The 7,468-nt window shown below is 46.9% G+C and carries 2 protein-coding genes; both read left to right on the top strand.

The window, feature by feature from the left end; all coding sequences use genetic code 11:
* Positions 1–1,314 (top strand): ShlB/FhaC/HecB family hemolysin secretion/activation protein (locus ACFIJW_RS03425; RefSeq protein ID WP_375633291.1); only part of this gene is annotated, 1,314 nt, incomplete at its 5' end.
* Positions 1,315–1,404: 90 nt separating this feature from the next.
* On the top strand, positions 1,405–7,468 hold a 6,064-nt coding region (locus ACFIJW_RS03420; RefSeq protein ID WP_375633290.1), incomplete at its 3' end, for a filamentous hemagglutinin N-terminal domain-containing protein.

Below are 7,468 nucleotides of genomic sequence, written 5' to 3'. Positions count from 1 at the left end.
GTTGTTGTTGAAGGTGTGATGGAAGATATTACCCTTGATGGGCATAAAGTTGGAATGAAATCTCAAGGAGAAATCACCACGGCTTTTCCAAACCTTATTGGAAAGCCGACCAATCTGCGCCAGATAGAGCAAGGGCTTGATCAAATCAATCGGCTTTTCTCACGCCAAGCCACCATTAATCTTGGTGCTGGTGGCAATTCGGGTGGTTCGATACTCGATGTTCATATTGAAAAACAGAAACCTTGGCTTATTACGCTTTCCAGCGATAATCTTGGCGCTAAAGCAACAGGGCTTTATCAAACGCGCTTGAGCCTTTCTTTTGATGATCTGTTGGGGATCAATGATCAATGGTCGTTTAGCTATCAGCGTTCTATGGATGGTAGTCCGTATCATTTTTCTCACAAGCGTCCCAATAGTGATACTCTAACAGGATCATTTTCTCTACCCTATGGCTATTGGACAACTGGTTTTGATGGGACGTGGAGCCAATATCATTCGAGTGTTAAGGGAATATTTTCCGATATTATGACTGCGGGTAAGTCTTTATCGCTTACACCGTGGATTTCACGGGTTATCGACCGTGATCAAGAGGGAAAGACCTGGGTTACAGGACGGTTGACATGGAAATATTCTGATAATTTTATTATGGGCAGTCGAGTTGATGTTTCCAGCCGTAAACTAGCTATTGCAACCTTTGAGCTTGATCATTCGCGCAAGTGGCTTGGAGGAGAATTAAGCGCGCATATAGGGTTTCATAAAGGGTTGGCAATTCTTGGCGCTTATGACGATAAAGAGCAAGAGAATGTAACAAAAAATTCACCCAAAGGGCAATTTTCCAAATTGTCTTTTTCCCTAGGCTACATGCGTTCTTTTTCGCTCAAACAGTATAACTTTCGCTATAACACGCTGTTTTCAGGACAATTATCACCCGACACGTTGTTTAGTTCAGAGCAAATATCGCTTGGTGGTAGTTCCTCTGTGCGTGGGGTGCGTGAGGCGATTTATTACGGCAATAATGGGGCGTTTTGGCGCAATGAATTGTCGCTGTTGTTGCCAGGTTTTTCTTCGAGAATGGGGCGTAAATTTATGAGCCAATTTGCCCCTTATATGGCGCTTGATCTGGGGGCTGTAGCCAATGATGTAAACAAAAACAGTTTTGGCGGGAGCCTCGTTGGGGCAACTCTTGGTTTCCATGCAACCGGAGACATTACGGATGTTGATGTGTCTTATTCAAATATTTTAACCCAATCGACAGTGCGAGAAAAGGGGAATGCGACAGGGTTATTTCAAGTGCGGGCATTATTGAGATTTTAGAGCAAATGGGCGGTAAAAATATCGCTGCGCTGTTTATACCCATATGGGTTGTTTTTTTAAAGAGATAAAGAATTTTATGAGGAGCTGAAGATGCGGGGATTGAAAGATCAAAAGCATAGATTGGGATATGGATACAAGCTATGGCAGCGCGTTCTTTGTGTTTTGCAGCGAGGGATCCATAAAGGGCTTTCACTTGTTTTAAGTTTTTGCTTAGCTTTTCAGCCTTTGTTGTTGCAAGCACAAGCGCTTGGAGCGCGAAGTCCTGTTGCACAAGAGAGCCAAGGGATTAAAGCAGCTGATGGGGTTGGCTCTGTTTTCCGCCCCACGGTGGGGAAAGCCGGCAATGATGTGCCGCTGATTGATATTGTTCGCCCCAATGGACAGGGTCTTTCTCATAACAAATATGACAGTTTCAATGTTGATACCCATGGCGTGATTTTGAACAATTCGACTGAGGAGGTTTCGCGTTCACAGCTTGGGGGATTGGTGCCAGGCAACGGCAATTTGCGTTATAGCGGTGCAGCAAAGGTTATCCTCAATGAAGTGGTGAGTGCCAATCGCTCGCGTCTTGAAGGCGTGAGCGAAGTACATGGGCATATGGCGGATGTTATTATCGCCAATCCCAATGGGATTACCTGTAACGGTTGTGGCTTTATTAATACACCACGGGTGACTTTATCGACTGGACAACCGATCATTGGAGCCGATGGCGCTTTGAGTGGATTGCGTGTTGAGGGTGGTGATATCACCATAGGCTCTCGTGGGGCTGATGGGAGTGCATTAGATATTTTTGATCTTGTTTCGCGCAAGATCAGTGTCGGGGGTCCCATACAGGTCAAAGGAGATTTGGCTGTTATCACGGGGCGCAATCATTTTGATTATGACAAACGCGAAGCAACTTCTCTTGGTTCTGATGGCAAAGAGCCGGAATTGGCGATTGATTCCAGTGAGTTTGGTGGAATGTATGCGGGGCAGATCCGCGTGATTGCCAATGATAAAGGTGCGGGCGTTAAGATGCGCGGAGACATGGTTGCCAATGCAGGCGCCATGAGATTGACAAGTGATGGCAAGCTGGTGATTGCCAAAGCACGCGCCAAAGGAGCGGTGAAGGCTCACTCCCACCACGATAGTGTGCACGTGAAAGATCTGCTTTTTTCAGAAGAAGCGGTTGAGCTGAAGGCTTTGAAACATGTTGAACTGGCTGAGCAAGCTCGCGTTGCAGCGAGCGGTGCTGTTGATGTGCACGCCGATCTGATCAAGCTCCAGTCTCATGCTCTTCTAGCAAGCGGTATTGGGAGTGATGGTCAACAGTCAGCGACGGGTTCTTTGCATTTACAGGCAGCAAAGCTTGAGGCGGGGAATGGGCGGATAGCCGCCGGTGATCTCTTAGAGATCCAAGCAGCAACAATTGATCTGAGCCGCATGCAAGACAATGATCAAACAGGGGTTTCTTCCCTTGGCGATCTGACCATTAAAACCAATCAAATCAGCGCTTTAAACAACCATATTGGTGCCAAGGGGAATATTGTCTTGAGCGCCGATGATGGGCTCACTGTAGGCGCTGGACATTATAGCGCCGGCGGCTCTCTTTTGGTGGAAGCAGCAGAGCTTACATCACGCGCGCGCTTAGTGGCAGAGCAAAAAATTGACCTTTATGCGCATCACGGTGCCCTGATCCAAGAAGGCACTGTCTGGTCTAATGGGGAGATAACGCTGGATGCCCATGGTGCCCTCAATCACACGGGTGATATTGTCAGCATGCAGCAGGTTGCCTTGACAGCGGGGGGCATGTTCACAACCTCTCAAGAGAGCACGATTTTAAGTTATGATGTGGTTTTAAGTGCTGATGCTTTAACCCAAGCAGGGATTGTGGAAGCTCAAGAAGGAGCATTAACCCTTCAAGTGCGTGATGGGGTTATCAATAGCGGCACAATGCGCGGTGAGAGTGTCGATGCTCATATTGGTGCATTTACCAATCAAGGGACGTTTATTGCAACCGATGATTTGCATTTGATGGTAAGCACACAAGAAGGCGCCGATCCGCAACAAGCCTTTCTGAAGAATACATCCGAAGGTGTCCTTCAAAGTGGTGGTGTTTTTGTTGTGACCGCAGGGCAATTAGACAATGCCGGTGCGCTTGGCTCTAGTGGTGAGAATGTTGCGCTCAATGTGGCAGGAAATGTCAGCAATAGTGGGCTGATTTACGCCAAAAAATCTATGGATCTATTCAGTGATGGTGATTTAACCAACACACAGGGCAGAATGATTGCTGAAGAGGCTCTCAGCATTGGTGGGCTGAAAGAGATACGTGCTGGTCATATAAATAATGAGGCTGGTCTTCTCAGTGCTTTAGCCGGTGAGATGAAGATTGTTGCAACGTCTTTTGTCAATAAAAGCGCTGAAACGACAAATTCAGAGCAACAAAACGCTACACATGATGAAGGTGCGCATGTTTTAGCGCGGGATGGTTTGCGCATTGATGTGGGCAGTTTTGAGAATGTTGATGGTCTCATTTCTACGCAAGGGGCAGTCAATATTGTTGCAGATAGTGTGATCCAAGCAGGGCACATAGAGATTGAGCGTGGTGACCTTCAACTGACCAGCCACGGTGATTTAAGCAATAGTGGCACAATAGAAAGCAATGATACCATTGCTTTGCATGCGCAAACAAATCTCAGCCAAACGGGGCGCATTGTCTCTAAAAAGCGGATAGAGCTTTCCAGTGATGGCATATTGACAATGGGCGAGACAAGTGAGGTTGGCGCCTATGATGTAACGCTGAAGGCAGGCACACTCACCCAAACTGGGCTTGTGGAAGCGCAAGGCGGGGTACTGACTCTCAACAGTCATGATGTTTTAAGCAATTCCGGTATTATGGTGGGCGGTGTTGTTGATGCGAAGCTTGGGTCTTTAGCCAATTCCGGTCAGCTTTTAGCCAGTGACAGTTTTACGCTTGTGGCAAAAAGTCATGATCCGTCATTGGGGCAAGTTGCTCTGGTTTTAAATGGTGAAGACGGTGTTCTCAAAAGTGGTGGTGCTTTTGTCTTAACCGCAGATGTTTTGGACAATGCCGGCAGTATTGGTTCAAGTGGTGATGGGGTTGCGCTCAATGTGAGCGCTGATCTGAGTAATAGTGGGCTGATTTATGCCAAGAAATCTGCCATTTTCTCCTTAGATGGGGATTTTATTAATAAGTTTGCCGATGTCATTGCTGAAGACAATCTCATCATCCGTGGTTTAAGTGGAGAGCGGGCTGGTCATGTGATCAACAGCTCGGGTCTTTTAGAAGCCGTGTCAGGCGATATGACCTTCGATGTCTCAGCGCTTACCAACATGCGTGAAGGTGGAGTTGAAGTTAGCGATAAAGTGGTTTCTCACAGTTACGTGCGAGGAGAATGGGAAAATATCCCAAATGTTGATAAACACACAAGGATCAAGAAAAATATCGACACTACGATTATTCGTCAGCAGCCTCATTTTACCAATAATGCGGCACAGATTTTGGTAGGGCGTCATCTCACGGTCCATGCCGGTGATATCCGCAATAGCTATAGTTTGATTGCTGCTAATGGCAACATTGAGATGCAGGGTGATACGCTGCTCAATGAGGGGCGTGATTTAATTGAAACAACCAAGATTGTAACTGAAACACGCTACAGATATAAGCAATGTAGTGCCACAAATCCAGCATGTATAGGGCAAGGTGCAGAAGAATGGGATGGTCCTACTTTTACCCAAACACTCAAACGCACTTATGATGCTGTTTATGGCACGATTGAAGCTGGTGGCACGCTTGATGCCAAGTTGACAGGCTATATTGACAATCATGCGGTGCGTGAGGGGGTTGAGCAAGTTGGCTTAAGCTCTGGCGATAAAGGGTTGGCTGGTGTTAAAAACACCGATTTTGACGGTTCCAAACCACTGATTAGTGATGATCGATTGGACGGTATTATCAATGGTTTGAAAGGGCACAAAGGGCTTTTTGCACCAAGCACAAAAACACCCGCACCAGAATCCATACAAGTGCCAACGCAAGATGGGCTTAACTCTGTTAAGACAGAATTGGACCAGACCCAAACACCGGATGTGCCATTTTTAGTCGAGACGCGTCCAGATTTTATCAATCCAAGCAAATTTTTAGGATCGGACTATTACTTAAAAAAGATTGGCAATTATAAGCCTGAGCACGTGTTCAAAAAGTTGGGGGATGCTTATTTTGAATATCGTCTGGTGGGTGAGCAAATCTTTGAGCTAACAGGCAATCGCACTCTTCTTGATGTTGAAGATCCCAATGCTCAAATGCAAAGGCTCTATGACAATGCTGTGGAGCAGCAAGGTCCTTTGGGGTTAGAGCTAGGCAAGCCCTTAACGCCTCAGCAGATTGCCGGGATCAAAAAGGATATGATCTGGCTTGAGACCCACCTTGTCGACGGACAAGAGGTCTTGGTACCCCACGTTTATTTGGCACCAAACACTTCTTTAGCACAAGATGTTTATGGGGCAAAAACGCAGCAAGGAAACCTTGCCAGTGCACGTTTGAAAGGCAATGGCGTCACTATAGAGACGGACCGTCTTACCAATAGTGGCACCATATCAAGTAATGGTGCATTGCATGTTTCGACCACGCAAACGTTGTTCAATAATGGTGGTTTTTTGCTTGGCAGCGATGCTGTAGATCTCAGCAGTGGCGATCTTTTAGCCAACTCTTCAGGGGTTATTCTGGGGGATATCATCACCCTCAATGCGAAGACAATCATTGATGGTACTGCAAAAATCCGTGACACGAATGAATATGGTTTTGTTGATCGCAGTGGGCAGCAGGCTCAAATCATTTCTATACAGGATTTAAACATTCACTCCCTTGGCGATTTAAGCATGACTGGTGGCCAATGGAGCAGTGGCGGTCCGATGACGGTGATTGTCGATGGTTCTGCTACGTTTGGTTCATTAGTGCTAGAGAGTGACCATAAGGAGACATTGGAAAAAGGGCATTATAACGCCCAAAGCAGTGAGCACCGTTTGACAGAAGTCAACAGTGATGGAGATTTGACCATTGTCACAGGTGGTGAACTTAACCTTGGGGGAAAGTTTAAAGCCAAGGGCAATGGGGATTTCACCAGTGGTGGCGCTCTCAACGCGATTTCAGAGCAAGATTTTAACAGTTTTGATTTGGATCTGAGGGGCAAAGAAGGCGACAAATCGAAGCAAAAGAATAAGTTTCGTCAACAATCAACAGAAGTTACTACAAACAAAACCACGATAGAAACAGAGGGCAACCTCTCCATGCATGCGCAAAATGGGGATCTCACGCTTGATGCGGCAGGGCTATCAAGTGGTGGTCAGACGCATTTGGCATCAGATACGGGGAAGATCAAGTTTCTGACCAACAAGGATCAAGATTTTAAGGACGTTTATCAGCGTAATGAAAACCTTGTGTGGTGGAGTGAGAGCGATAAAGGTTACCTTAAGGAGACCATCGAGCATGTCACCATAGATGCTAAGGGTGGCATAAAGCTTGATGCGGGTGATGGCTTTGTTGTTGAGTATCAGGCAACCGGTGATTTAGACAAATCCCTTGAGCAATTGTCTCGCTCTCCAGGCATGGCATGGATCAAGCAACTGCGTGATGATCCAGAATTATCCAAGCAAGTGGATTGGCAAGCAGTTAAGGCTGAATTTAAAGACTGGGATTATAAAGCCCAAGGGCTGACAGAAGCCGGTGCGGCTCTCGTGGCATTGGCTGTCACGGCGGTTACGGGTGGAGCAGCCTCGGGCGCTGCCAGTGCCATTACCGGTGCTTTGGGGCTTGGCTCGAGCACCGCCATGAATGCGGCGATACAGGCTGGTGTCCAAGCGCTGATTAACAAAAGCGCTGTGGCTCTTGTCAATAATCGCGGCAATATTGCCGGTGCCTTGCATGAACTTGGCTCTTCAAAGAATGTTCTCAGCATTGTCTCGTCGATGTTGACAGCAGGCTTAACCAGCCAACTAACCGAAATGGCTGGTGTTGGACAATCTTTGCCCAAAACCGCTCCTCTGGTTGATCGCATCACCCGTGAGGCGGAAAAGAACTTGATCAAAGCCGCCATTGGCACAGGCGTGCAAACGGCTCTTGAGGGTGGTTCTCTTGACAAGAACTTTTTTAACAATCTGC

Source organism: Bartonella sp. MM97QHHN (assembly GCF_042194285.1).
Taxonomy (GTDB): Bacteria; Pseudomonadota; Alphaproteobacteria; order Rhizobiales; family Rhizobiaceae; genus Bartonella.
Note: the sequence above shows the minus strand (reverse complement) of the source record. Positions and strands in the feature narration are given on the sequence as shown.